The organism is Polaribacter sp. P097, from assembly GCF_036864555.1.
GTDB lineage: Bacteria > Bacteroidota > Bacteroidia > Flavobacteriales > Flavobacteriaceae > Polaribacter.
Genome location: NZ_JAZETJ010000001.1, coordinates 1,420,488 through 1,445,550 on the forward strand (window position 1 = coordinate 1,420,488; position 25,063 = coordinate 1,445,550).

At 30.1% G+C, this 25,063-nt stretch carries 23 protein-coding genes; 8 read left to right on the forward strand and 15 right to left on the reverse strand.

Features of this window, described 5'->3' with window-relative positions; all coding sequences use genetic code 11:
- The first annotated feature begins 3 nt into the window (after positions 1 to 3).
- On the forward strand, positions 4 to 2,508 hold the full coding sequence (locus tag V7R38_RS06535; protein ID WP_334056836.1) for a S9 family peptidase: 2,505 nt from the start codon (positions 4 to 6) through the stop codon (positions 2,506 to 2,508).
- Between the two features lie 56 nt (positions 2,509 to 2,564).
- Here V7R38_RS06535 and V7R38_RS06540 read toward each other — a convergent pair whose 3' ends face one another.
- The 5 genes from V7R38_RS06540 to V7R38_RS06560 all read right to left on the reverse strand — a co-directional run bounded on the left by V7R38_RS06540 (position 2,565) and on the right by V7R38_RS06560 (position 6,877).
- Positions 2,565 to 2,771, reverse strand: coding sequence for a helix-turn-helix domain-containing protein (locus tag V7R38_RS06540; protein ID WP_015481078.1), 207 nt, complete (start codon positions 2,769 to 2,771; stop codon positions 2,565 to 2,567).
- Between the two features lies 1 nt (position 2,772).
- Positions 2,773 to 3,534 carry a DUF2975 domain-containing protein gene (locus V7R38_RS06545; RefSeq protein WP_334056839.1) on the reverse strand — a complete coding sequence of 254 codons (762 nt, stop codon included), beginning with the start codon at positions 3,532 to 3,534 and terminating at the stop codon, positions 2,773 to 2,775.
- 230 nt (positions 3,535 to 3,764) lie between these two features.
- Positions 3,765 to 4,886 carry an aspartyl protease family protein gene (locus tag V7R38_RS06550; RefSeq protein ID WP_334056841.1) on the reverse strand — a complete coding sequence of 374 codons (1,122 nt, stop codon included), beginning with the start codon at positions 4,884 to 4,886 and terminating at the stop codon, positions 3,765 to 3,767.
- A 9-nt stretch (positions 4,887 to 4,895) separates the two neighbouring features.
- Positions 4,896 to 5,330, reverse strand: coding sequence for a LexA family protein (locus V7R38_RS06555; RefSeq protein ID WP_334056843.1), 435 nt, complete (start codon positions 5,328 to 5,330; stop codon positions 4,896 to 4,898).
- A gap of 38 nt (positions 5,331 to 5,368) precedes the next feature.
- A complete protein-coding gene (locus tag V7R38_RS06560; protein ID WP_334056845.1) occupies positions 5,369 to 6,877 on the reverse strand; it encodes an aminotransferase-like domain-containing protein in 1,509 nt (502 codons plus the stop codon).
- 67 nt (positions 6,878 to 6,944) lie between these two features.
- Between V7R38_RS06560 and V7R38_RS06565 the strand changes: the two genes are divergently transcribed.
- Together V7R38_RS06565 and V7R38_RS06570 are read left to right on the forward strand one after the other, a co-directional pair.
- A complete protein-coding gene (locus tag V7R38_RS06565) occupies positions 6,945 to 8,765 on the forward strand; it encodes a TonB-dependent receptor plug domain-containing protein (RefSeq protein ID WP_334056847.1) in 1,821 nt (606 codons plus the stop codon).
- 117 nt (positions 8,766 to 8,882) lie between these two features.
- Positions 8,883 to 9,728, forward strand: a complete 846-nt coding sequence (locus tag V7R38_RS06570) for a cupin-like domain-containing protein (protein ID WP_334056849.1) — start codon at positions 8,883 to 8,885, stop codon at positions 9,726 to 9,728.
- 287 nt (positions 9,729 to 10,015) lie between these two features.
- Here V7R38_RS06570 and rseP read toward each other — a convergent pair whose 3' ends face one another.
- Entirely contained in the window at positions 10,016 to 11,362 is a 1,347-nt protein-coding gene (gene rseP / locus V7R38_RS06575; RefSeq protein ID WP_334056851.1) for an RIP metalloprotease RseP, read from the reverse strand.
- A 170-nt stretch (positions 11,363 to 11,532) separates the two neighbouring features.
- Here rseP and V7R38_RS06580 point away from each other — a divergent pair, with 170 nt between their 5' ends.
- Positions 11,533 to 12,216 (forward strand): SCO family protein, encoded by a 684-nt coding sequence (locus V7R38_RS06580; protein ID WP_334056853.1) that lies wholly within the window; start codon positions 11,533 to 11,535, stop codon positions 12,214 to 12,216.
- 50 nt (positions 12,217 to 12,266) lie between these two features.
- Here V7R38_RS06580 and V7R38_RS06585 read toward each other — a convergent pair whose 3' ends face one another.
- Positions 12,267 to 12,812: a hypothetical protein gene (locus V7R38_RS06585; RefSeq protein ID WP_334056855.1), complete on the reverse strand. Its 546-nt coding sequence runs from the start codon at positions 12,810 to 12,812 to the stop codon at positions 12,267 to 12,269.
- A gap of 113 nt (positions 12,813 to 12,925) precedes the next feature.
- Between V7R38_RS06585 and V7R38_RS06590 the strand changes: the two genes are divergently transcribed.
- From V7R38_RS06590 to V7R38_RS06600, 3 genes are all read left to right on the forward strand, one after another.
- Positions 12,926 to 13,156 (forward strand): FeoA family protein, encoded by a 231-nt coding sequence (locus tag V7R38_RS06590; protein WP_015481069.1) that lies wholly within the window; start codon positions 12,926 to 12,928, stop codon positions 13,154 to 13,156.
- On the forward strand, positions 13,156 to 15,267 hold the full coding sequence (feoB, locus tag V7R38_RS06595; protein ID WP_334056858.1) for a ferrous iron transport protein B: 2,112 nt from the start codon (positions 13,156 to 13,158) through the stop codon (positions 15,265 to 15,267). The genes V7R38_RS06590 and feoB overlap by 1 nt, the downstream gene beginning before the upstream one ends.
- A gap of 190 nt (positions 15,268 to 15,457) precedes the next feature.
- A complete protein-coding gene (locus V7R38_RS06600; protein ID WP_015481067.1) occupies positions 15,458 to 16,000 on the forward strand; it encodes a DUF2911 domain-containing protein in 543 nt (180 codons plus the stop codon).
- A 66-nt stretch (positions 16,001 to 16,066) separates the two neighbouring features.
- On the opposite strand, the gene galE is transcribed toward V7R38_RS06600, so the two are convergent.
- The 3 genes from galE to V7R38_RS06615 are packed head-to-tail and all read right to left on the reverse strand — an operon-like array spanning position 16,067 to position 18,593.
- Positions 16,067 to 17,080: a UDP-glucose 4-epimerase GalE gene (gene galE / locus V7R38_RS06605; protein WP_334056861.1), complete on the reverse strand. Its 1,014-nt coding sequence runs from the start codon at positions 17,078 to 17,080 to the stop codon at positions 16,067 to 16,069.
- 7 nt (positions 17,081 to 17,087) lie between these two features.
- On the reverse strand, positions 17,088 to 17,420 hold the full coding sequence (locus V7R38_RS06610; protein ID WP_334056863.1) for a hypothetical protein: 333 nt from the start codon (positions 17,418 to 17,420) through the stop codon (positions 17,088 to 17,090).
- A gap of 9 nt (positions 17,421 to 17,429) precedes the next feature.
- Positions 17,430 to 18,593 carry a DegT/DnrJ/EryC1/StrS family aminotransferase gene (locus V7R38_RS06615; RefSeq protein ID WP_334056865.1) on the reverse strand — a complete coding sequence of 388 codons (1,164 nt, stop codon included), beginning with the start codon at positions 18,591 to 18,593 and terminating at the stop codon, positions 17,430 to 17,432.
- A gap of 73 nt (positions 18,594 to 18,666) precedes the next feature.
- Between V7R38_RS06615 and V7R38_RS06620 the strand changes: the two genes are divergently transcribed.
- Positions 18,667 to 21,048: a penicillin acylase family protein gene (locus V7R38_RS06620; RefSeq protein WP_334056867.1), complete on the forward strand. Its 2,382-nt coding sequence runs from the start codon at positions 18,667 to 18,669 to the stop codon at positions 21,046 to 21,048.
- Positions 21,049 to 21,056: 8 nt separating this feature from the next.
- Here V7R38_RS06620 and V7R38_RS06625 read toward each other — a convergent pair whose 3' ends face one another.
- From V7R38_RS06625 to V7R38_RS06645, 5 genes are read right to left on the reverse strand one after another with little or no spacing between them, the layout of a single operon-like run.
- Positions 21,057 to 21,794, reverse strand: coding sequence for a nitroreductase family protein (locus V7R38_RS06625; RefSeq protein WP_334056869.1), 738 nt, complete (start codon positions 21,792 to 21,794; stop codon positions 21,057 to 21,059).
- A gap of 7 nt (positions 21,795 to 21,801) precedes the next feature.
- Positions 21,802 to 22,836 (reverse strand): alkane 1-monooxygenase, encoded by a 1,035-nt coding sequence (locus V7R38_RS06630; protein ID WP_334056871.1) that lies wholly within the window; start codon positions 22,834 to 22,836, stop codon positions 21,802 to 21,804.
- A 28-nt stretch (positions 22,837 to 22,864) separates the two neighbouring features.
- The gene (locus tag V7R38_RS06635; RefSeq protein WP_334056873.1) at positions 22,865 to 23,551 is read right to left on the reverse strand and encodes an RluA family pseudouridine synthase; all 687 of its coding nucleotides are present in this window, start codon (positions 23,549 to 23,551) and stop codon (positions 22,865 to 22,867) included.
- Positions 23,552 to 23,568: 17 nt separating this feature from the next.
- A complete protein-coding gene (yihA, locus tag V7R38_RS06640) occupies positions 23,569 to 24,180 on the reverse strand; it encodes a ribosome biogenesis GTP-binding protein YihA/YsxC (RefSeq protein WP_015481059.1) in 612 nt (203 codons plus the stop codon).
- Between the two features lie 13 nt (positions 24,181 to 24,193).
- A complete protein-coding gene (locus V7R38_RS06645; protein ID WP_015481058.1) occupies positions 24,194 to 24,958 on the reverse strand; it encodes an alpha/beta fold hydrolase in 765 nt (254 codons plus the stop codon).
- Positions 24,959 to 25,063 lie beyond the last annotated feature (105 nt).

Consider the following 25,063-nt stretch of genomic DNA (forward strand, 5'->3'; position numbering starts at 1 on the left):
TAAATGAAAAAAAATACTCTATTTTTTGTGTTTCTTTTTGCTATTTCTATTGTGTTTGCGCAAGAAACTCCAAAACCTAATTATAGGCAGGCAGCCAAATATTCGCCTAAGAATCTGGCTAAAATGGTACACTCTACTTCAGTGAGCCCTCATTGGTTAAAAAAAGGAAACCGTTTTTGGTATGCCTATAAAACATCAGAAGGTTCTAATCACTACATAGTAGATGTAGATAGAAAAACAAAAAAACCACTATTTGACAATGTAAAAATGGCAAAGTGGTTGACTGAAATTACTAAAGATCCTTATGATGCTAAGCATCTGCCAAGATTCAATATCAAATTTAATGAGGCAGAAAATGCTATTCGTTTTAGAGTAACTTCTACAGAAGAAGTAGAGGTTGTAGATGAGGATAAAAAACAACAGAAAAAAGACTCTACTTCTACCAAGAAGGCTAAAAAGAAAAAGCCAAAAATGGAGAAGAAAACGTATCACCTTGAGTATAGATTAGGTAGCAATCGTTTAACCATTTTAGATACCAAAAAGCCAGAAAAAAAGCCTTGGCAACGTTGGGCAAATATTGCTCCAGATAGTTCTATTGTTTTGTATGGTAAAAATCATAACATCTATTGGATGGACAAAGTAAACTTTAAAAAGTTTATCAAAGATGAAAAAGATACTACTGTTGTAGAAAACCAATGGACCACAGATGGTGAAGAAAACTATGGCTATACTTGGGGTGGTAGAGGACAAGATAATGAAGATGTAGAAAAAAATAAAGACAAAAGAAAAGGAGTTTGGGGTACATGGTCTCATGATTCTAAAAAGTTTGTATTCGAAAAATCGGATTCTAGACATATTAAAGATTTATGGGTAATTAATTCTACAGGTAAGAAAAGACCAACTTTAGAAACATATAAATACCACATGCCAGGAGAACAAGAATATTACAAATCAGAATTAATGATTTTTGATATTCCAACAAAAACGCATGTTACAGTTCCTTTAGATACAGTTCGTCAGCAAAGTATAAATGTGTTTAGAGCACCAAGAAAGCAGTCTCAAAGAGATGATGAGTTTACACCATCTTTACTATTATCTAAAAAAGGTAAATTATACTTTAGTGTAATTTCTAGAGATCGTAAAAAGTATGATATTAATGTTGCAGACCTAGAAACAGGTGAGTATAAAACCTTAATTGAAGAACGTTTTAATACATATATAGAGTCTAGACCATTGGTATTGTTTAACAATGAAACAGAAATGTTGCATTGGGCAGAAAGAGATGGTTGGGCACATTTCTATTTATATGATGCAGATGGTAATTTAAAAAACCAAGTTACAGAAGGTGATTATCATGTAGATAGTTTTGAAGGGTTAGATGAAAAAAGTAGAACCTTATATTTTACAGCTAATGGTGTAAATAAAGAACAAGATCCTTATTACTTACACACGTATAAAATCAACCTAAATGGTTCTGGAATGCGAACTTTAGATCCTGGTAATTTTACAAAACGTACAAGTATGTCAGACTCTAATCAATACTTTGTTAGTAATTACTCTAGGGTAAATACAGTGCCAAAATCAGAAGTGAGAGATGCTAATGGACGTAAAGTAATGGATTTAGAAACTGCAGATTTATCTCAATTGTTTGCATCAGGATATAAATTTCCTGAGCCTTTTAAAGTAAAAGCTGATGATGGAATTACTGATATTTATGGAGTAATGTATAAACCTTTTGATATGGATACTACAAAGGTATATCCGTTATTAGAATATGTTTATCCAGGGCCACAAACAGAGGCTGTAAACAAATCTTTTTCTTATAGAATGGATAGGTTAGACAGAATGGCTCAAGTTGGTTTTGTGGTTATTACTTTAGGAAATAGAGGTGGTCATCCAGACAGATCTAAATGGTATCATAATTATGGTTATGGTAATTTACGTGATTATGGTTTGGCAGATAAAAAATACGTTGCACAGCAATTGGCAAACAAACATAAGTTTATCGATATTGAAAAAGTAGGAATTTATGGCCATTCAGGAGGTGGTTTTATGTCTACAGCAGCAATGTTGGTATATCCAGATTTCTTTAAGGCAGCTGTTTCATCTGCAGGAAATCATGATAATAATGTTTACAATTCTTGGTGGAGTGAAACGCATCATGGAGTTAAAGAAGAAATCGATGAGAAGGGTAAAATTTCTCATAAATACAAAATCGATGACAATCAATCTTTAGCTAAAAACTTAAAAGGACATTTAATGTTAATTCATGGAGATATGGATAACAATGTGCATCCTGCAGGAACTATAAGAATGGCAAATGAATTAATTAAAGCTAAGAAACGTTTTAAATTTATGATTATGCCAGGACAAAGACATGGTTTTGGTAGAATGACAGAATATTCTTTTTGGTTAAGAGCAGATCATTTTAGTAAATATTTGTTAGGTGAAGAAAACATGGATGTAGATTTTATGTTTATGAATATGGATGAACCTAAAAATAGATAGTAATTTATAAATTATATAATTAAAAAACTCCGAATGAAAATTCGGAGTTTTTTAGTTTAATCTTGTTGATATTCTAAAATATCTGCTGGTTGGCAATCTAAAGCCTTGCAAATGGCTTCTAAAGTAGAAAAACGAATTGCTTTTGCCTTACCAGATTTTAGAATGGATAAGTTAGCAGTTGTTATGCCTATTATTTCTGCCAATTCTTTACTCCGCATTTTGCGTTTGGCAAGCATTACATCTAAATTTACTACAATTGCCATATTAGATTGTTAAATCGTTTTCTTGTTGAATAACATCTCCCTTTGATAACAGTTTATGCAATACTAACAAACTTAAACCTATTATAATATAGCTATATTCAAATTCTAATCTAGGAGTTATGTTTATTGTAACAATGTCTGTCATGGTTATATCTTTAAAGCTTGCGTAACTATAATTTGTCATATAAAATATACTAAATGTAAGCTGTATAAGTTGATATACAATTATTAGCAAACCAATAACTTTTACTTTTTGAGCAAGTATTAAACTAAAATTAATCTTTTGCTTTAAGAGTTTGAACAGCGTTTTTAGTTGATACAAAATTATTAAAGTAAAAAGTATCCTTAAATATTCTTGAAGAATTTGAATTGCTGTAAAATACCACTTAGAAGATTTGACTGTAATATATCCTTCCTTATTTACAAAGGATGAACTTGTTATGGTCATACCATTATTTGAGTTTAAGTGGTTGTCTACAATTAATTCTTTGCCAATTTTTTTAACTTCTGGTGAGAATTTAAAAATACTATCAAGTTCCTTTTTACTTGTACCAGCTCTTCTTAAGAAATCATCATCATAAAAGTTTTTTGTTTCATCATCATATTTTGTAAAAGAACTATTCTTTGTGCTATAAACTTTTTTACTTGGGAAAGTAATAGAATATTCTACAGGAATATTATAGCCTTTTTTGAAATTTGTGCCTAATGTAAACGAAGATGTTTCTGAGGTTTTGATAGTGCTATCTTTAACAAATAATTGCATAGAAATGGAAAAAATTGAAAATATGAGCAATACCCAAAAGGCAATAGTAATCACAATACTTAGAAATCGTGAAATATTTTTCTGAGAGAATAGTATAAAAATAGTCCCTAAAATAAAAATGCCTAAAATGATTAATATAGGATAAAGAAAGAGCATATGAAATGTTTTAATATATTTTCAAATATATTAAAATTATTGAAAAACAATAATAAAATATCGAAATAGAAAAATTATTCTTCTAAAACTACATTTTTTGAGATGACAACTTTTTGGTTGTTCAACAGCGTAATTTCAAAACTTTTTCCTGTTTTTGCTATGCTCCTTTGATAGGTGTCTAACTCACAGAAATCAGTAAAAGATTTACCATTAAACTTTAAAATTTCATCACCTTGCCTTACACCCATTTTCCATAGTTCGCTATCTTTCTGTAATTTTACAACTATCATTTTACCATTTCTAACCATAATAGAACACGAATAAGCTAGGTAGTTCTGATTAATATTATTTTGAGATACAAGTAGCAGGTTTTTTTGTAAGCTTAAGAATAGCTTTTTATTTTTCCATAAAGAATTTGCTATTTTACTAGATTTTTGATTGTTATAACTAATTACTGGAGAGAGCACTGTGTTTTTAGAAGTCGTATTTTTTAATTTAAAGATGGTGGGTTTTGTGGTTGTTAAAATTCCATTAACATCAAAACTACCAGAGTAAAATTGTTTTGTTGGTAAATCTTCTAAACTGGTTAAGTTATAATTATTGTTAGAAATATTAGATAAACTTCCTGCACCAGTATCTAAGAGAAATTTAAGTTTATATTTCTGCTTATGATTTAAGAAAACGTAAGGTCTATTTTTAGTGAATTTAAAATCCAAAGGATAAAACTCTTCTTTTATGTTGGGTACATAGTTTTTAGGATGCATCACCAAAACTTTATTTTTGTAATCTATAGTCCAGTTTAATAGTTCAATAACATCTACACCTAAAATCCCGTCAATTTTATGACAAGAAAAGATTTCGTTTCTTGGTGCATTCAAAATTTGATGATTAGAAACAGTTTTACTACCAATCTTAAATTTGCCACTTTTATAAAATCGTAATTTACTTCTTAAATTACTAGAAGATCTAATAGTAATGGTTTTGCTGGTTTTTTCTAGAGTTTCTTTTGCCCAGCTATAGGCAACAGAATATTGAGCTCCTGTATCAAAGGCAAAATGTTTTATATGATTGTCAAAATTTATAGGAATTACAATTAGGCCTAAATTAGTTCTAAAAGGAATGGTGTCATGAAAGGTTTGAGTATTGCTTGTTTTTACTGCTAGTAGTATTAAAATTAGGCATACAAAACGTTTCATACTATAATTTTATACCTTTTTAATTACGTTGGTTACAATGCCCCAAATCATAAAATCGTTATCTTCTGTAATATTTATAATAGGATAATCTGGATTTTCTGGTTGCAACCAAATTTCGTTTTTCTGAACGCGTAAACGTTTTACTGTAAACTCTCCATCAATATAACAAACTGCAATTTTCTTATCTGCAGGTTCTAAACTTCTGTCAATTACTAATAAATCATCATGGTTTAAGCCAGCATTTATCATAGATTGGCCTCTTACTTTAGCATAAAATGTAGTGTCTTTATTTCTTACGAGTGTATCGTCTAAAGAAATTTTTTCACCTACAATATCTTCTGTGGTTAAAGGGAAACCAGCAGATATTCCTGTGTCAATAAAAACAGCCCCTTCGTGCAACGATTGTTCTGGTTCAAAAAAAGTAAGATGTTGTAAAGCCTCCATAAATGCAAATTATAACTTTTCTTTGAATTTTGAGGTGTTTATTCTACTAAAATAGTGGCACTCACATTTACATAAGCTTCTTTTAGTTTTAAAATAACAATTTTTAACTCATCTTTATTTAAATGCCCAAAACCAAAACGAATTGCACATGTAGTTTGATTTTGATAAAGAATGGTTTTTGGTAAAAATAAATTGTTGTTTTCAGCTTCTGTAGCCAACTGCACTAAAGAGATAGGTTTTATAAAAGTGAGCCAAAGAGCTAAACCACCTTCAGGAATGCTCCACTTTGCAATTTTATGAAAGTATTTTGATAAAAGTTGATTCAGGTAATTTCTTCGTTCTTTATAAATGACGATATTTTTTTGCATCAACCTATAAATTTCACCTTCAGTAATTAATTCCGAAAGCATTTGTTGCTGAATTAAATCTCCTTGCTCATCTAATAAATACAAGTAATTTTTAGCTTCTTGTATTAAATTTTCTGGTGCAATTACAAAACCTGTTTGGAAACTTGGAAACAAAGACTGGCCTAGTTTTCCCAAATAAATTACCAATCCGTTTTCGTCTGAATTTATCATTGGTAAAACAGGCGATCCATCAAACTGAAAGTCGAAATCAAAATCATCTTCAATAATGGCAAAACCAAATTCTTTTGCTAACATTAATAGATCTGTTCTTCGTTTTTCGCTCAATGTATTCGTTGTTGGGTAATCTCTATGAGCACAAACATAAACACATCTAATACTGTTTTTAATAAAATTTTTTCTGATAAAATCTACATTTAGACCATCTTCATCTACAGGTATTGTAATTAATTGAGCACCTACTTGCTGAAAAATCATGTTAGAAGCGTAGTTACTTAAATCGCCCACTATAACAACATCACCTTTCTGTATTAAAAGTTGAGAAACAATGTATAAGCTCATTTCTGTACTTCTTGTACTAATTAAATTCTTAGGGCTAACATGTAAACCTCTTGTTGCATTTAAATAATTGCATAACTGAGTTTGAAACATAGAAGTAGAGGCTTCTTGTGGTCTGTTCCATTTTTGAATTAATGTTTTACGCTTCATAGCTGCACTATACCATCTCGTAAATTGATTTACAGGATGCAAGCGTAAATCTGGTTTGCCTTCATTTATAGAGTATTTAGCTTCTGTTAATTGCACTGTTGATGCTAAATGAAAAGATTTTTGAAAGTTAAAACCCGTAGTTTTTGATAAATTAGAACTGCCTACAAATTCAGTATTTCTTTTTTTATTGGAGACACCTATTTTTTTCGAGGTAACAAAAGTGCCTTTGTTAGGCTTAATGTCTACCCAGCCTTGAGAGGCCAATTCATCGTAGATAGCTACAGCAGTATTTCTATGAATGTGTAAAGTTTTGGCAAGAGCTCTTGTACCTGGTAATTTGGTTTTTGCTAAAATGATATTTCTTTGAAACAAACCAATAAAATCATGGGCAGCCTGAATATAAATGGCTTGCGTTTTAGATTTATCAAATTTGATATTCTTTTCAATTATTGATAAAAGTGGACTATCTGTCATTTAAAAACCGGACTATTTTAAGCGCTAGTAAAGTTACGACTTTTGCAGTCGATTTAAATAACGATTTATGAAATTTAGAATAACCTTATTACTGGCAGTTTTGTTGGGTGTTTCAACTGGAAATGCGCAATCGTATATTGTACAAAATGATACTTTAAAAGAAGTTGTAATTACATCAACAAGAATAGATTTACCTTTTAAAGAAAACTCTAGAACAATAAATATTGTTACTAGTAAAGACATTGCAAACAGTGCAGCAACCAATGTTGCAGACCTTTTACAATTGGTAGCAGGTGTAGATATTAGAAGAAGAGGTACTGCAGGTAGCCAAGCAGATTTATACATTAGAGGTGGTGGTTTTGATCAAACGTTACTTTTAATAGATGGTATTAAAATGGATGATGCACAAACAGGGCACCATACAATGAATGCAGCTTTACCAATAGAAGTAATTGAGAGAATAGAAATTATAAAAGGGCCAGCAGCAAGAGTTTTTGGCCAAAATGCATTTACAGGAGCAATTAATATTGTTACTAAGAAGAATTTAGAAAATACAGTTTCTGCAAATGTAGAAGCAGGTTCTTTTGGGCAGTTAAATGGATCAGTAACTGTGGGTAAAGAGTTTGCAAATTCATCTTTCATTGCACACGTAGGTGCTTTAACTTCTGATGGATATAGAAACAATTCAGATTATAACAATTATAATTATTTTCTTAAAGGTGTTTTTAATAAGAACAAACAACCTATAGAAATGATTGCTACTTTTTTTGATAAGAAATTTGGTGCAGAAAACTTCTATACCACAAACCCTGATTGGAACGAGTATGAAGAAACTCAGAATAGTTTAGTTGGTTTTTCTACTACGTTTAATACAGGTAATTTTAAAATAAAACCAAGAATCTATTGGAGAAGAGGTCAAGATATTTTCTTGTTAAAAAGAGATGACCCTAGTTTTTTTAGAAATTTGCACATTACCAATAAAATTGGAGTTGAAACTAATGTATCATATACATCTAGTTTAGGTATTACAGGTTTTGGTATTGATGTTTCTCGTTTTTCAATTAGCAGTAATAACTTAGGAGATAGAAACAGAACTTTAGCTAATTTCTTTTTAGAGCACAGATTTAAAATAGGAGATAATATAGATCTTACACCAGGTGTGGCTGTAACTTATTTTTCTGACTTCGATTTTAATGCTTTTCCTGGTTTAGATTTAGGAATTCAGATTTCTGATAACTTTAAAGCTTATGGTAATGTTGGTTATACTTATAGAGTGCCAACATATACAGATTTGTATTATTCAGACCCTGCAACTTCTGGTAACCCTGATTTAGAACCAGAAAGTGCATTCGCACAAGAATTAGGAGTAAAATTTAATGGGAACAACTTTTTTGCATCGTTTGCTATTTTCAATAGAGATTCAGATAATTTAATAGATTATATTAGACCAGATACTGCAACAGGTGTATTTACAGCAACCAATATTGCAGAGGTAAACACCAAAGGTTTAGAGTTTGATGCTACTTATTTATTTAAACTAAATGATTTTAATCAAAGTTTAAAAGTAGGTTACTCTTATTTAGAAGATGATATTATAGATCAAAACTCAGACTTATCTCGTTATTCTTTAAATACTTTAAGACATCAATTTATTACACAATTGTCTACCTCTTTCTTTAAGAACTTAAGACAAAATATAATGTATAAACATGCAGAAAGAACTACAGGTCAGAGTTACAATGTATGGGATGCTTCTATTATTTTAGACGTAAATAAATTTAGTTTTACAATTACAGCTAATAATATTTTCGATGCTGAATACATAGAAAGTGGTTTTGTACCTATGCCACCAAGCAATATACTTTTTGGTTTACGCTATAACCTATAACTAAGGTTTTATAAACTTCATTGTTTAAACCATCAGCTTTATTATAAAGTTGATGGTTTATTTTTGTTTAATATTTCCTTTACCTTTTCTTAACTTTGCAGTTCAATTAGATGCAGTATGAGTTTAAACTTATCTCAAATAGATAGAGTACAGACAATCACAAAAGAAGACTTTCTTAAAAATTATTTTAAACCACAAAAACCTGTGGTTATTGAAAAGTTTATAGAAGATTGGCCAGCATTTTCTAAATGGTCTTTAGACTATATGAAAGAAGTTGCAGGCGATAAAACTGTACCTTTATATGATGATAGACCAGTAGATTTTAAAGACGGTTTTAACGAGCCACATGCAAAAATGAAAATGTCTGAATATGTAGATTTATTAAAAAGAGAACCTACAAAATTTAGAATTTTTTTATGGAATGTTTTAAAAGAAGTGCCTGTATTGCAAAAAGATTATAAGTTTCCTGACTTTGGTTTACGCCTAATGAAAGGCTTACCAATGTTATTTTTTGGAGGTACAGATTCTTATACGTTTATGCATTATGATATTGATTTAGCTAATATTTTTCATTTTCATTTTGAAGGTAAAAAAGAGGTTATTCTATTTGATCAGAAGCAAAACAAACATCTCTACAAAATACCATATTCGTTAATTACAAGGGAAGATATTAATTTTTCTAATCCAGATTTTGAGAAGTGGCCAAATCTTAAAAATGCTAAAGGGTATACTACTCATTTAAAGCATGGACAAGTATTATACATGCCTGAAGGATATTGGCATTATATGAAATACATTACACCTGGTTTTTCAATGAGTCTAAGAGCAATTGCCAGAAACCCTAAAAATTTGGGTAAAGCCATTTACAATATTTTTGTGATGAGAACCATAGATAATATCATGAGAAAAGTAAAAGGCCAAAAATGGATAGATTGGAAAAATGAGCAAGCCATCATTAAATAAAGATTAATTTAATAAATAATTCTACATATACCATTGATTTTAAGTACATTTGATTTTCGCTAATCAAAAAATTACCTAATCAATGAAAGCCTGTCCAAGATGTAAATCTGTGTCTAGGCACAGAATGAGACGTAAGCCCATGGTTAAATTAATACCAGGTACAAAAAGCTATGCTTGTGATAAGTGCAATACAAATTACACATACTTTTCTGTAATTAATAGGTCTCTAAGAGTTTAAAAAAAAAGCCTCGCAATTTGCGAGGCTTTTTTAATTTTTACTACCTAGTTTATTTGAGTAGCCTAAAAATATCATTACCATTAGCAAATAGTAGCAGTGCAATAAGTAATACAAAACCTACTAATTGTGCATACTCTAAGAATTTATCTCCAGGTTTTTTACCAGTAATCATTTCCCAAAGCGTAAATACAACATGACCACCATCTAAAGCTGGTATTGGTAAAAGATTCATAAAACCTAACATAATAGATAAAAATGCAGTTATATTCCAAAAAGATTCTGCACTCCATTCATCAGGAAAAATACTTCCTATAGAAATGAATCCTCCTAAGCCTTTATAAGCTCCTGTACTTGGGTTAAATATCTTTTTTAATTGTTTTACGTAATCTGTTAAGGTTTTCCAAGATTTGTTAAAACCAGCAGGTATAGCCTCTGAAAAAGAGTATTCTATATTTGCTAAATCATAATACCCTAATTTTTCTAAATCAGACAAAGGTAAAGTTGTAAAAACTACACCAAGTTTACCATCATTGGTTACTTGTAGTGTTATTTCCTTTTCAACTTTTTCTCTAATCACAGTTGCTGTAACTTCTTGTCCTTTGTAGTTAGATAATACAGCCTTAGCTTCATCATAATATTTTAAAGGGGTACCATTTACACTTGTAACTATGTCTTTTTCTTGTAATTCCGAACTCACATTTGGTGAATCATCTGAGATTTTACCAATTACAAAAGGAAAACGTGGGTATAAAAATGGGCCAGCATCTTTTCCTCTATCCATCAATTGAGAAATAAAATCAGTAGGGATTTTTTTGTCAATAACCTGTCCTTCTCTTTCAATTTCGAAGTTATTACCATTAATAAACTCTAAAGATAAGCCAGAAAATTTCTTAACTTTTTGACCATCTACAGATAGTATTTTATCACCTGTTTTTAAACCTAAATTCATGGCCAAAGAATCTTGTACCCAAACACCATCTTTTAAATTATCATTAGGTAAATATTGCTCTCCATAAGCATACATTAACATAATGTATATAAAAATACCAAGTACAAAGTTTACAAAAACACCACCCAACATAATAATTAAACGTTGCCAAGCTGGTTTTGATCTAAACTCCCAAGGTTGAGCTGGTTGTTTCATTTGCTCAGTATCCATGCTTTCATCTATCATTCCAGAGATTTTAACATAACCTCCTAAAGGAATCCAGCCAATACCATAAACAGTTTCACCAACTTTTTTCTTAAATAAAGAAAATTTATAATCGAAGAATAAATAGAATTTTTCTACTCGTGTTTTAAATAATTTTGCAGGGATAAAGTGCCCCAATTCGTGCAAAACAATCAATAAAGATAAGCTTAATATAAATTGTGATGCTTTTATTAATATTTCCATTCAGTAATAACGCTTAATTGTATAACTGACAAAGGTACATTATTAAAGAGAGTTTAAAAAGTAATCTTAAAAGTTGATATTGCAAATTAACAGACTTTTAAGCCTAATAACTTAAAGAGTACTTTTTTTGCATTTTTTTAAGCCGTAAATTTGCAAAAGATACACTTTTTATGGATTTAAAATTTTTTAAAAAAAGTAAAGCCACTCTAATTTTCTTGGTTGTTTTTTCTGCAGTTACAGTGCCCGTTTTTTATCATTTGTTAAAGGTAGATAAGAAATTAAAAGTATACAGCCCTTCAGATGTAAATCCTAGTTTGGTGCATGAATCTATTAAGCACATAACAAAAGATCATACCATTGCTGATTTTGAGTTGATAAATCAAAATGGCAAAATTATTACTCAAAAAGATTATAAAGGCAAAATCTATATCGCAGATTTTTTCTTTACAAGATGCACAAATATTTGTGTGGCTATGGCTTACAATATGAATGAGCTACAAGAATATTATAAGAATGATAATGATATTATGTTTCTAAGTCATTCTGTAACTCCAGTGATGGATAGTGTACCTGTTTTAAAAGAGTATGCTATAAATAAAGGGGTTATTGATGGTAAATGGAATGTAACTACAGGTGCTAAAAAACACATTTACGATTTAGCAAGAAAAAGTTATTTTGCTGTAATTGAAGATGGTGATGGAGGTGAAGATGACTTTATTCATACAGAACAATTTGTACTCATTGATAAAGAAAGAAGAATTAGAGGTTATTATGATGGCACTAATAAAGAGGATATGCAAAAGTTGAAAGACGATATGGTTTTGCTAAAAGAAGAGTATGAAAAAAGGGAGTAATTTTAATTTGCTACCTTTTTTAAAAATATATAGCCTATTGTATTGAAGTATTAACGATAACCACTATCAATAATTACTTTTCCATTCTCATAGATAGAGAGGAGAATGCCACCATGAAGAGTAATTTTTTCATCTCTAAAATGCCTGTCTTTAACAATTAATTTACCATTGTCATCTCTAATTTTTAAACGAATTGTTTTATTTAAATAGGGTTTTACAAGCCTTATTATTTTGCGTTGCTTTTTTTTTGAATATGGTGTGTTTTTAGAAATTACAGAATGATCATAAATCAGCACTAGTCTTTCTTCAATATAAGTATAAAAACTAGGTAAATCATTTGTAGGTCTATAGTATTGATCTGTTATATCAAATTTTGATTTTAAATCATTGTTTATGGCTTCTTCATTTAAATAAATTTGCCTTAAAGCTATGTAGCCAATTCTCTCAAACTCTGATGAATCATTTTTTTTAAGAATTATATAATCAGCAATAGTTTTTTTTAAAATACTATCTTTTAATTCTAATTTTATAAGATTGTTGTTTTGGGAATTTATTTGCATAAAACCTAATAAAAAGAAGAAAAGAATTTTTTTCATATAGGTATTTTTGGGTTTTTAAAGTTATATTAATTTATTCTAAAAATGATTCAAACAAGTTGTTTAGACTCATTCTAAAGTATTATCTTTGTTAACCAAATAAAAATATACTTTTGAATACAATTGCATCTTTAAATGTTGGAGAAATTGGTTATATATCTGAAGAGTCTTTAGAGATAATTCCATTAAAATTGTTAGAAATGGGTTGCTTGCCTGGGGCAGAAGTAGAGCTAATACAGCAAGCTCCTTTAAAAGACCCAATTTATATCTGTGTAAATGGTAGTCATTTGGCCATTAGAAAAGAAACTGCAGCAATTATTCAAATTCTTAAAAGCGAAATTTAATGTCTAAAAACGATATAAAAATTGCTTTAATTGGTAATCCTAATACTGGTAAAACTTCGCTTTTTAACCAACTTACAGGTTTAAATCAAAAGGTAGGTAATTACCCTGGAGTTACTGTAGATAAAAAACTAGGTAAAAGTAAATTGTCTGCTACACAAAATGCCATAATTACAGATTTACCTGGTACATACAGCATTAATCCTACTTCTTTAGATGAAAGTATTGTTTTAAAAACATTGCTCAAGAAAGATATAAAAGAATCTCCAGATGTTATTTTAGTGGTTGCAGATGTAGAAAATTTAAAGCGTAATCTATTACTTTTTTCACAAATTAAAGATTTAGAAATACCTACTGTATTAGCCATTAATATGGTAGATCAAATGAATAGAAAAGGTATTTCTATTGATTTATCACTCTTAAAAAAAGAATTAAATACAGAAGTTGTATTAATTAGTGCAAGAAAGAACGAAGGAATTCAAGAAGTTAAAGAAGCCATTATTCGTTGTCATGTGGCAGCTAAAGCATCTCCTCTTTGTGGAATAAATTCTAAGATAGATCCAGATTATTTTGAAAATCTCAAAAAGATTAGTCCAAATTATTCTTTATATGAGTTGTGGTTAATGGTAACTCAAAATAACTACCCAGATACCATTACAAAAGAAGAAAAAGAAAAGCTTTTAGCTTTTAAGCAAGATGTGCCTAAATTAAAGAAATACCAACACAAAGAAACTATTTATAGGTATCAAGAAATTAATAAAATTTTAAAGAAAACCTATATTGTAGATAAATCTAAGGCTAAAGATTTACGAAGTAAACTAGATAAAATTTTTACACATAAAATATTTGGGTATGCCATTTTCTTTCTGATTTTATTGATAATTTTTCAATCGATATTTGACATTGCATCTGTGCCAATGGATTTTATTGATGGTGTTTTTGCAGAGTTGGCAAACTTTATTAGAAATAGATTACCAGTTGGTGTTTTAACAGATTTATTAGTAGAAGGTATTATACCAGGAATTGGCGGTGTTGTGATTTTTATACCTCAAATCGCAATTTTATTTTTGTTTGTAGCCATTTTAGAAGAAACTGGATACATGAGTCGTGTTGTTTTTTTAATGGATAAAATTATGAGACGATTTGGAATGAATGGAAAAAGTGTAATTCCGTTAATTTCAGGAACAGCTTGTGCTATACCTGCAATTATGGCCACAAGAACTATTTCTAATTGGAAAGAACGTTTAATTACCATTTTAGTAACACCTTTTACAACATGTTCAGCACGTTTGCCAGTTTATGCAATTTTAATAGCACTTATAATTCCTGATACTAAAATTCTAGGTTTTTTAAACTTACAAGGTTTGGTATTGTTGCTGTTGTATGCGCTGGGTTTTGCTTCTGCAATATTAGGGGCTTACATTTTAAACAAAACGCTAAAAATAAAATCAAGATCATTTTTTGTAGTAGAAATGCCAAATTACAAACTACCCTCATTTAAAAACGTATTTTATGAAGTGGTAGAAAAAACGAAAGCCTTTGTGTTAGGTGCAGGTAAAATTATTTTAGCATTATCTGTAATACTTTGGTTTTTGGCATCAAATGGAGGAGACGAATTTAAAAACGCAGAACAAACTGTATTTGCTAAAGTTGAAAATCAGAATTTAAGTACAGAAGAAATTCAACAAAAAATAGCATCAACAAAATTAGAGAAATCATATATAGGTATGTTGGGTAAATCTATAGAACCAGCAATTAAACCTTTAGGATATGATTGGAAAATTGGTATTGCTTTAATTACCTCTTTTGCAGCTCGTGAAGTTTTTGTAGGAACTTTAGCTACCATTTATAGTGTTGGAGCAGATGATGAAGACACTACTACCATTAAACAAAAAATGGCTTCAGAAATAAATCCTGATACAGGTAAGAAACGATTTAATTTTCCAGTAGGTATGTCATTAATGGTTTTTTATGCGTTTGCTATGCAGTGTATGGCAACATTAGCCATTGTTAAACGTGAAACTAAAACTTGGAAATGGCCATTAATTCAATTATTTGGAATGGCGGTTCTAGCCTATGTTTCCTCTTTATTAACCTATCAAATATTAAGTTAATGCAAGAAATTATAGTATACATTTTACTGGCTTTTGCACTATTATTTTTAGTGAAAAAATACATATTACCAACAAAACAATCTAAAGGATGCAGTTCAGACTGTAATTGTCATTAAAAAACGCAAGTTTTTTTTGCAAGGATTCTTAACTTTGATTGACAGAAGTAAAACAATAATTAAAATATAGAAACATGAAAAAAGCAATTTTATCAATCGCAATTTTTACAATCGCCTTAATTTCATCTACAGAAGTTACTGCACAAGATTTTCCAAAGATGGATGTAAGTCCTATGGATGCAGCATCCTATCCTTCTAACTGGAGAGAAGCAGACAAATTAGTAAAAGTGATTTACAGTAGACCTCAGTTAAAAGGCAGATCTTTAGATAAATTAGCTCCTCAAGGAAAAGTTTGGAGAACTGGAGCAAACGAAGCAGCAGAAATTACTTTTTATAAAGATGTTGTTTTTGGAGATAAAAAGGTAAAAGCAGGAACGTATACTTTATTTACAATACCAACAGATGGAGATTGGACTGTTATTTTAAGTAATCAAAAAAATGTATGGGGTTCTTATTTCTACGATCAGAAAGAAGATGTTGTTAGAGTAGAAGCACAAGTTTCTCAAGGTAAAAAAAGTTTAGAAGCTTTTTCTATTGTTTTTAATGGTGAAGATGATAATGCTGTGATGCATTTAGGTTGGGGAAAAACAAGAGTTTCTGTTCCTGTAAAAGGATAATAAAATCTTATTTTAAAAATAAAACCTCAAAAGTAATTATTGCTTTTGAGGTTTTTTTTATGCTTTTTAAACAGATTGTTTTTGCTGCCATTTCCAAGCAGAGCGTAAAGCTTCATCTAGCCCAATTTCTGTTTTCCAGTTTAGTTCTTTGTTTGCAATTGTAGTATCTGCGTAACAAGACATTACATCTCCATCTCTTCTACCTACAATTTTGTAATTTAATTTTAAGTCGTTTACCTTTTCGAAAGTATTGATTACTTCTAATACAGAAGTACCTTTACCTGTACCAATATTAAAAAACTCAAAAGACTCTTTATTATTTTTATTAATTAATCTTTTTAAAGCTGCAATATGTGCTTTTGCTAAATCTACAACATGAATATAATCACGAATGGCAGTACCATCTTCTGTAGGATAATCATCTCCAAAAACAGATAACTGTTCACGAATACCAGCAGCAGTTTGAGTAACAAAAGGAATCAAATTCTGAGGTACACCTAAAGGTAATTCACCAATTTTAGCAGATTCGTGTGCACCTATAGGATTAAAATAACGCAGAGCAATTGCATTTATTCCATAAGCTTTGCTTGAATCTCTTATAATTTCTTCACCAATTTTTTTGGTATTACCATATACAGATTCAGCTTTTTTAACAGGTGCATTTTCTGTAATTGGCAAATGATTTGGCTCACCATAAACAGTTGCAGAAGAAGAGAATATAAAATTATCTAATTTACGATCTCTAAGTTCTTGCAACATATAAATTAAAGAACTTAAGTTGTTTTCGTAATAATCTAATGGTTTTGCAATACTTTCACCAACTGCTTTAAAGGCAGCAAAATGAATTACTCCATCAATATCATGAGCATCAAAAACAGCCTTAATATCACTTTTAATACGAACATCTGCCTTGTGAAAGGTTGGTTTTACACCTGTAATGTCTGTAATGCTATCTAAAACGGATAAGGTTGTGTTAGATAAATCATCAATAATTACAACTTCAAAACCTTCGTTTTGTAGCTCAACTACTGTATGAGAACCTATAAAACCTAGACCTCCTGTTACTAAAATTTTTTTCATTGGTTAATTAGTTTTTAAAGTTTGAAACGGATTTGTATTCTTTTATATTCTTAATGTCATTTTTATATTTTCTATCTAATTCATTTAGCTTATTCCTTTTCCTAGAAATTATCAAATAGAAGCTTATTAAAAGTATTGAGAAAAACATAAAAGCAGACTGTAAAACAGCATCTGAGTATTCCATTCTCTCTATCATTGGAGGTCTTCCTTTTCTTCCTGGTAAATAAGGTGAATAAATAGAATATAAAATCCCTACAATAATACTTATTGGAATATTTATGTAATAAATTTTATTTAAAGACTTTTTGCTATATTCAAGTTGGTCTTTATATTTTGACATCTTTTGAATTTAGTTTAAAAAATCTAAAATTGTGTTTGTTATAAATTGTAATTGATCTTCCTCTAGCTCTGTGTGCATAGGTAATGAAATTACTGTTTTTATCAATTCATTGGTTACAGGAAAATCTTCTTCATTATATCTGTCGTCTTTATATGCTTTTTGCGCATGTAAAGCAACAGGATAATAAATAGCATTTGGTATTTCTTTGCTCAATAAATGTTTGTGCAAAGCATCTCTTTGTCCATTTGTAATTTGCAAAGTATATTGATGAAAAACATGACAATCACAAACGTCACAAATTTGTCCACAATTAGCTGTTTTGTTTGATTGTGCAGTAGGTGTAATTATTGCTGAATGATTTGCAAAAGCTTTATTGTAAAAACGAGCTGCATTTCTTCTAGCATTACAATACGTATCTAAATGAGGCAGTTTTGCTTTTAAAACTCCAGCTTGTATTGAGTCTAATCTTGAGTTAACACCAACAACATCATGATAATAACGTTCATACATTCCATGATTTACAATTCCACGAATGGTATGTGCTAAATCATCATTATTGGTAAAAATTGCACCTCCATCTCCATAACAACCTAAGTTTTTAGATGGAAAAAATGATGTTGTACCTACATCTCCAATAGTTCCTGCTTTTTGCTGCGAGCCATCTTTAAAAGTATAATTAGCACCAATTGCTTGTGCATTATCTTCAATAATAAAAAGATTATGCTCTTTAGCGATTTCTAAAATAGCATCCATATTTGCAACTTGTCCAAATAAATGTACAGGTACAATCGCCTTTGTTTTTGGTGTAATAGCTTTTTTTAACGCTTCAATATCAATATTAAAAGTCTCTTTATCAACATCTACCAAAACAGGAGTTAACTTTAAAAGTGCAATAACTTCTACAGTAGCTGCAAATGTAAAATCTACAGTAATTACTTCATCACCTTGCTCTAAACCTAAACCCATCATCCCTATTTGCAAAGCATCTGTTCCGTTTGCACAAGGAATTACATGTTTTACATTTAAGTAGGCTTCTAAATCTTTTTGAAATTCTTTAACTAATGGGCCATTTATATATGAAGATGAGTTTAAAACATCTTGAATAGAGTTGTCTACAGTATCTTTTATTTGTTGATATTGCTTTTGCAAATCAACCATTTGAATTTTATTCATAAATCATCAAATTGTTAGTGTATCAAAAATACAACATAATTATTTTATCTTTGGCTACATCAAAAATTTTCAAATGAATTTTATTAAAAAGAGCCTAAAAATTATTCTTCTATTAATTGTGCTAATTGTAGTTGGTGCATGGTTGTATTCTAGAACTTATTATCCAGATTATTCAGGAGAATTAGAATTAGAAAATTTATCAGACGAAGTAACTGTTTATTTTGATGAAGTTGGTGTGCCACATATTGAGGCTCAAAATCAGCAAGATGCTTACACAGCTTTAGGCTATGTGCATGCGCAAGATAGATTATGGCAAATGGAGCTTATAAGAAGAATTGCTGCTGGTAGATTGTCTGAAATTTTTGGAAAAGATTTACTGAAGACTGATGTGTTTTTTGCTGGTTTAGGTATAGAAGAGGCTGCTGAAAAATCTATTGCAGCTTTAGATAAGAACAGTGAACCTTATAGATTAACTCAGGCTTATTTAAATGGTATTAATCAATTTATTAATGAAGGTAAAACGCCTTTAGAGTTTTCATTAGTAGGTGTAGAAAAAGAAAATTACACCATTAAAGATGTATATAATGTGTTTGGTTATATGGCTTTTAGTTTTGCAGTTGCACATAAAACAGATCCGTTGTTAACCGAAATTAAAGAGAAATTAGGTGATGCTTATTTCAATGAAATAATGACAACCGATTTAAATGAACTTACCATCAACAAGTATGAAACCAAAGAAATTAAAGGCGAACTTTCTGCAGCTGTAAGTAAGTTGATGGATAAATTACCTGTTTCTACTTTTATAGGTAGCAATTCTTGGGTAATAGCACCAGAAAAAACTAAAAATGGTAAAGTTTTGTTTGCTAATGATCCTCACATAGGATTTTCACAACCTTCAGTTTGGTATGAAAATCACATAAAAACTCCAGATTTTGAAATTTATGGTTTTAACATAGCACTAATGCCATTTCCGCTTTTAGGGCATAATAGAGAATATGCCTATGGTTTAACTATGTTGGCTAATGATGATTTAAACTTTTATATAGAAGAGAATAAAGTTGATGATGAGAATCAATACAAAACATCAGATGGTTACAAATCTTATGCATTACGTTCTAAAACAATAAAAATTAAAGATGAGGCTGATACTACTTTTAGTGTAAAAGTTTCTAAACATGGGCCAATTATGAACGGCATTATATCTCATATGAACGATGATAGACCAATTGCTATGCATTGGTTATACACTCAATTAGACAATGAGCAATTAGATGTTTCTTTCGAAATGTCTCATGCAAACTCTTTAAATAGTTTTAGAAATGCTGTTTCAAAAATTCATGCTCCTGGTTTAAACGTAATGTATGGAGATGCCAAAGGAAATATAGCATGGTTTGCTTCTGCAAAATTATATCAACTTAGAGATAGTTTATCTTCTAAATTGTATTTAGATGGTGCTTCTGGTAATGATGAGATCACTGAATTTTTACCATTTGATGAAAACCCTCAGGCTATAAATCCTTCCTGGAACTATGTATATTCTGCAAATAATCAGCCAGATTCAGTGAGAGGTAAATTGTACCCAGGTTATTATCAGCCTCAAGACAGAGCTAAAAGAATAACAACGTTATTAAATCAAAAAAACGATTTTACAAAGCAGGATGTTGAGCAAATGATATATGATGTACAATCTGCAACTGTTTCTGATATTGCTAAAGATTTATTACAAAACGTAAATAGAGAAGATTTATCTGCATCACAAAAAAAGGCGATTTCCATTTTGGAAAGTTGGAATGGAAATTATCAAAAAACGGCAATAGCACCAACCATTTACAATCGATTTTTATATGAAGTTTTAGCAGCCACTTATAAAGATGAATTAGGAGATAGTTTTACTTTATTTATTAATTCTCAATTACAAGATCAGGCCTTGCCAATTCAAGTTAATAGAGAAAATTCTATTTGGTGGGATAATGTAACGACTAAAAACACTACAGAAACTAGAAACGAAATTATTACCAATTCGTTTTTAAGTGCTTATTCGTTCTTAGAAACTCAGTTAGGAGAAAATGTAGATAATTGGATGTGGAAAAGAGTAATTTCTTTAGAACATGAACATGCCATTGGTAAAGCTGGAGGTGTTTTAAGGTCAATCTTTAATGTTGGGCCTTTTGAAACTATTGGAGGTAATGAAGTAATTAACAATCAAATTTTTCAATTAGATAGCACAGGTGTGTACAAAATTACTGCTGGCCCATCAACAAGAAGAGTTATTGATTTTTCTGATATAGAAAACAGTGCTGCAATTTTACCAACAGGTCAATCAGGTAATGTGTTTAGTGATCATTATAAAGATCAAGCTCAGAAATTTGTAGATGGTGAGTTTGTAAAAATGAGTTTGAATGAAGCAGAAATAAAGAAAAGCGTTAATGTTTTGGTTTTAAAACCAAAGCAGTAATTTACTTGCTAAACCTCTTTATAAATTTCTTGAAAAGGAATTCTAAATCGTTCTCCATAAACCCCTTTTGGATCTCTAATTCCACATGACACGATCATGTTAATTTCAGCTCCAGAAGGCAAACCTAATAAATTTTTAACTCGTAAAGTGTCTGACCCTTCCATAGGGCAGGTGTCATAACCTTCTGCAGCCATAGAAATCATGAAATTTTCTGCAGCTAATCCACAAGTTTTATGAGCTACAATTCTCATGTCACTTTTACGAACTTGTCTATAAATAGGCTTAAAAAAACCAATTATAGTAACCATAATAAACTTTAGAAATCCTAAAATTCCTAGAAAATCTGCATAAGCAAAAGGGATTATTTTACCATAGTAATTTCTAGCTGTTTTTTCTCTACTTGTTTGTTTTTCTTTTGGATTATTTGCTCCAAAATTTTTATCAATAAACTTTAAATTGGCTTTTGCTCTTTCTTTCCATAAGTCTTTTCGCGTAACAAAAATGACTAATTGCTGTGCCGTTTTTGCTGCATTTTGATTAAAACAAAAGGGAGCAATTTTAGCGATAATATCTTTAGAAGTAATGTGGTAAAATTCCCACAGTTGCATATTACTACTGTTAGGTGCTAAAGCAGCTTGCTCTAAACATTTCTTTACAATTACAGTTTGTATGGGTTTATTAGCATCATAAATTCGTACTGATCTTCTGTAGCTTATAGCTTCAGACACTGTTTTTTCTTGATTCATAAAGTGTTTATGATAAGTTGTTTAATTTTTTATTCATTACCCAAAACCAAATTGGAGGTAAAAATGAAAGTAACATCATACCTGGATAACCTGTTGGCATTTGCGGACTTTCTGGTAATGATTTTAACAATTGGTAATGCTTGGAGCCATTATAATGATGGTCTGAATGTCTGGATAGATTAAAAAGTAATACTTGACCCACTTGATGGTTGCTGTTCCAAGAGTGATTTCTTTTCACACGCTCATATCTGCCATGATTATTCTTTTTACGTAATAAGCCATAATGCTCTATGTAATTTACAGTTTCTAATAAAAGAATACCAACTACAGCTGCTGCTATAAATGCAAATAGCACAAAGAGGCCAAAAATAAAATAGATAAGTGCTAAAAGAATTATGTTGCAAAATGTATAGACAACCATTCTGTTCTGATGATGAAACCAAGATCTATTTAAACTTTTCATTCTTTTATTTTCTAATTGCCAAGCTTGAAAATAACTTGTAAAATGAGAGCGAATCCAGAAAAAAAATAAAATTTCATTTTTTCTAGCAGTGGCAGCATCTTTTGGTGTTGCCACATTATAATGATGACCTCCATTATGATAGGGTAAAAAGTGAGTGTTTAATGAGGTAAGCAATAAGATTTCTCCAATAAACTCTCCAACTCTTTCATTTCTATGACCTAGTTCATGCCCTACATTAATGCCAATTACTCCACACATAATTCCCATTCCAAATATTCGGCCAAATATTTCTGAGTTGGTAAGATTTGGTTCTTGGATAGCATAAAAAAAGAATACTAAATACCCAATTTGTATTGGTAAAGTCGCATACAATAGGTAAGTGTAAAGTTTGTTCTCTTTCTCGATTTTTTCTTCTTCCTTGGTAAAATTGTAGGTATTTGGTCTAATAAAAAATTCTAGTAAAGGAACCAAGCCAAAGAAAACAAGCGCTGGTAAATAGGTTAACCAACCTTTGTTTGTAAAAGAAATAAAGACTACTAAAGGTAGAATTAAAATAGTAAAGTATTTTAGGGCTTTCATTTAGAAATTTATTTTCTAAATATAGCAATTACTTGCACGCGTTCCAAATTACTTCATTAGGTGTTGGTGCAGTAACTGTAATTTTTTCTTTAGCAACAGGATGTATAAAATCTATTTTTCTTGCATGTAAATGAATACTGCCATCTTTGTTGCTTCTATTAAAACCGTACTTTAAATCACCTTTAATAGGGAAGCCAATATTAGATAATTGTGCTCTAATTTGATGATGTCTACCTGTTTCTAAATCTATTTCTAAAAGTGAGTAATTATCTAGTTTTTTAAGAATAGTATAATGTAAAATAGCTTTTTTAGAACCATCAATTTCTTTTTGAAATACACTAGATTTATTGTTCTTAGGATTTTTTTTAAGGTAATTTATTAAAGTAGCTTTTTCTTTCTTAGGATGATTTTTTACAACTGCCCAATACGTTTTGTGTATTTCTTTATCACGCAACATTTTATTCAATCGTTCAAGAGCCTTAGATGTTCTTGCAAAAATAATAACGCCAGAAGTAGGCCTGTCTAATCTGTGTACAACACCTAAAAATACATTACCTGCTTTATTGTATTTCTCTTTAATGTATTCCTTAACAACATCACTTAAAGGCTTGTCTCCAGTTTTATCACCTTGAGTAATATCTCCAGATCTTTTATTGACAATAATAATATGATTGTCTTCAAAAAGTACTTGCAGGTTTTGTTTGTTAGAATGCATTAAGAGTAACCTAAATGTTATTTAAAATCTTTAGCAACATCATCATTAACACCGTCAATAAAGTCTAAAAACTCTTTTCTACCTAATCCTGTTGAAGAAGAGGTTAAAAAAGTCATAGGCAGTGTTTCCCAGTGTTGCAGTAATTTCTTTTTATAAGAAGTAATTTGCTTGTTCAATTTAGAGCTCCCTAATTTATCTGCTTTTGTAAAAACCAAACAAAAAGGAATTTGGTTCTCGCCTAAAAAGCGCATAAAATCTAAATCTATTTTTTGAGGATCGTGTCTAGAATCTATTAAAACAAAAGTGCAAACCAATTGCTCTCTTTCTTTAAAATAATTTTCAATAAAATATTGAAAAATTACTCTTTTCTTTTTAGAAACCTGAGCATAACCATAACCTGGTAAATCAACTAAGAACCAGTTGTCATTAATTTTAAAGTGATTAATTAACTGTGTTTTACCTGGTTTTCCAGATATTTTCGCCAAATCTTTACGCTCCATTAACATATTAATTAATGAAGATTTACCAACATTAGAACGACCTATAAAAGCATATTCTGGTATTCTATCTTTAGGTGCATTAATAACATTACTGTTACTCATTACAAATTCAGCAGACTTAATTTTCACAATAAAAAGTGTTTTAGATATTTTTAGACTTCAACCAACCTTCAAGAATTTGATTGAATTCTTCAGGTCTTTCCATCATTGCAGCATGCCCACATTTATCAATCCAAAATAATTCAGAATTTGGCAATAGTTTATGAAAATCATTGGCTACTTCTGGAGGCGTTACTCCATCTTGTTTTCCCCAAATTAAACAAACAGGTAGTTTCATTTCTGGTAAATCATTAGCCATATTATGTCTTATGGCACTTTTTGCAATAGAAAGGGTTTTTAAAGCCTTCATTCTATCATTTACAGTGGCATAAACATCATCAACTAATTCTTTTGTAGCTATTTCTGGGTCGTAAAAAACATCTCTTGCTTTTTGCTCAATATATTCATAGTTTCCTCTTTTAGGAAAACTACCACCCATTGCATTTTCATACAAACCAGAACTTCCTGTTAAAACAAGCGCACTTACTTTTTCTGGATAGTGTTTTGTAAAGTATAAAGAAATGTGCCCACCTAAAGAGTTTCCTAAGAGTAAAGCACTGTCAATTTTTTTAAAAGCTAAAAATTCGTGCAAATAACTTGCTAAGTTTTTAACGTTGGTTTTTACAAGTGGTAAAGTATATAAAGGCAATTCAGGTATTAATACCTTATAACCGTTGTTCGAAAAATGTTCAAATGTAGACCCAAAGTTACTTAAAGCCCCCATTAATCCATGTAAAACAATGATTGCAGGTCCTTCACCAGCTTCTGCATATGTAAACTTATCTTCAGTTTTTAACTTGTCAGTCATTGATTTTTGTTTAGTTCACTAAAAAGCAAATGTAGTTCTTTTTTATGATATAAAAATCAATTAAACACTACCTCATTTAAGGTTATTAACAACAGTGCATATACT

Excerpts from the sequence above, each read along its gene's own strand:
- V7R38_RS06550 (WP_334056841.1), bottom strand. The coding sequence starts at position 4,886 with ATGAAACGTTTTGTATGCCTAATTTTAATACTACTAGCAGTAAAAACA.
- V7R38_RS06635 (WP_334056873.1), bottom strand. The coding sequence starts at position 23,551 with ATGCATTCTAACAAACAAAACCTGCAAGTACTTTTTGAAGACAATCAT.
- V7R38_RS06555 (WP_334056843.1), bottom strand. The coding sequence starts at position 5,330 with ATGGAGGCTTTACAACATCTTACTTTTTTTGAACCAGAACAATCGTTG.
- galE (WP_334056861.1), bottom strand. The coding sequence starts at position 17,080 with ATGAAAAAAATTTTAGTAACAGGAGGTCTAGGTTTTATAGGTTCTCAT.
- V7R38_RS06620 (WP_334056867.1), top strand. The coding sequence starts at position 18,667 with ATGAATTTTATTAAAAAGAGCCTAAAAATTATTCTTCTATTAATTGTG.
- V7R38_RS06625 (WP_334056869.1), bottom strand. The coding sequence starts at position 21,794 with ATGAATCAAGAAAAAACAGTGTCTGAAGCTATAAGCTACAGAAGATCA.
- V7R38_RS06630 (WP_334056871.1), bottom strand. The coding sequence starts at position 22,836 with ATGAAAGCCCTAAAATACTTTACTATTTTAATTCTACCTTTAGTAGTC.
- V7R38_RS06580 (WP_334056853.1), top strand. The coding sequence starts at position 11,533 with ATGGATTTAAAATTTTTTAAAAAAAGTAAAGCCACTCTAATTTTCTTG.
- V7R38_RS06600 (WP_015481067.1), top strand. The coding sequence starts at position 15,458 with ATGAAAAAAGCAATTTTATCAATCGCAATTTTTACAATCGCCTTAATT.
- V7R38_RS06560 (WP_334056845.1), bottom strand. The coding sequence starts at position 6,877 with ATGACAGATAGTCCACTTTTATCAATAATTGAAAAGAATATCAAATTT.
- V7R38_RS06645 (WP_015481058.1), bottom strand. The coding sequence starts at position 24,958 with ATGACTGACAAGTTAAAAACTGAAGATAAGTTTACATATGCAGAAGCT.
- V7R38_RS06615 (WP_334056865.1), bottom strand. The coding sequence starts at position 18,593 with ATGAATAAAATTCAAATGGTTGATTTGCAAAAGCAATATCAACAAATA.
- V7R38_RS06545 (WP_334056839.1), bottom strand. The coding sequence starts at position 3,534 with ATGCAATTATTTGTTAAAGATAGCACTATCAAAACCTCAGAAACATCT.
- V7R38_RS06535 (WP_334056836.1), top strand. The coding sequence starts at position 4 with ATGAAAAAAAATACTCTATTTTTTGTGTTTCTTTTTGCTATTTCTATT.
- V7R38_RS06565 (WP_334056847.1), top strand. The coding sequence starts at position 6,945 with ATGAAATTTAGAATAACCTTATTACTGGCAGTTTTGTTGGGTGTTTCA.
- V7R38_RS06610 (WP_334056863.1), bottom strand. The coding sequence starts at position 17,420 with ATGTCAAAATATAAAGACCAACTTGAATATAGCAAAAAGTCTTTAAAT.
- V7R38_RS06570 (WP_334056849.1), top strand. The coding sequence starts at position 8,883 with ATGAGTTTAAACTTATCTCAAATAGATAGAGTACAGACAATCACAAAA.
- V7R38_RS06540 (WP_015481078.1), bottom strand. The coding sequence starts at position 2,771 with ATGGCAATTGTAGTAAATTTAGATGTAATGCTTGCCAAACGCAAAATG.
- V7R38_RS06585 (WP_334056855.1), bottom strand. The coding sequence starts at position 12,812 with ATGAAAAAAATTCTTTTCTTCTTTTTATTAGGTTTTATGCAAATAAAT.
- feoB (WP_334056858.1), top strand. The coding sequence starts at position 13,156 with ATGTCTAAAAACGATATAAAAATTGCTTTAATTGGTAATCCTAATACT.
- rseP (WP_334056851.1), bottom strand. The coding sequence starts at position 11,362 with ATGGAAATATTAATAAAAGCATCACAATTTATATTAAGCTTATCTTTA.